We start from the raw sequence: 578 nt of genomic DNA on the forward strand, positions 1-578 counted from the left end.
TTATGTGGATTGGCTGAATTTCCAATCTTTTGAAGAAGAGTTTTCTGCCTCATGGGTTTGTATGGAGCGTTTTGGCAAGGCACCCAGTTTGCAATTTACCGGCTATGGCAATGATGCAAAGACCATTCATGGAGTTTGGTTTCCAGAAGAATTTGGTGACCGTGTAGCCATTGATGCCATCACTACAACTATCCGAAGAGCAAAGCCGGTCCAGATGCTTCATTGGATCAATGATACCACCTATAGTGTCCTTCTCCATGGACCCGTAGTAATCACCACGATCAATAAAGACCATGACTATATCAGTCGCTCTGGTCAATCCCAGCGCATCCGCTATTCCATTACGCTCTTGCCCTTTTTTAATGGCGGAAAACCACAAGGACAATACCAAGAGGGACAAATCCAAGTGGGACAAACTCTATGAAGATACCAGAAAAGCATGTTATTGTAGAGCTAGAGGATATGAGCCTCGATCTCCTTTGCTTTCACCATGTCATGGCTGTGTTCAGAGACCGGAGGCAAGCTGGTTTACTCAAAGGCTATTTAGAAGCCACACTGGAAGCTAATCCAGAGATTGC

At 45.0% G+C, this 578-nt stretch carries 1 protein-coding gene and 1 pseudogene; both read left to right on the top strand.

Going from position 1 to position 578, the window contains the following annotated elements:
* Nucleotides 1-424: phage tail protein (locus ACFIK3_RS09810; protein WP_375676646.1), on the top strand; the 424-nt coding region annotated here is incomplete at its 5' end.
* A pseudogene (locus ACFIK3_RS09815) lies at nucleotides 421-578 on the top strand (phage tail protein); the annotation flags it as partial. The gene ACFIK3_RS09810 and the pseudogene ACFIK3_RS09815, both read left to right, overlap by 4 nt.

Origin of the sequence: Bartonella sp. CB10SXKL, from assembly GCF_042195515.1 — a bacterium.
GTDB lineage: Bacteria > Pseudomonadota > Alphaproteobacteria > Rhizobiales > Rhizobiaceae > Bartonella.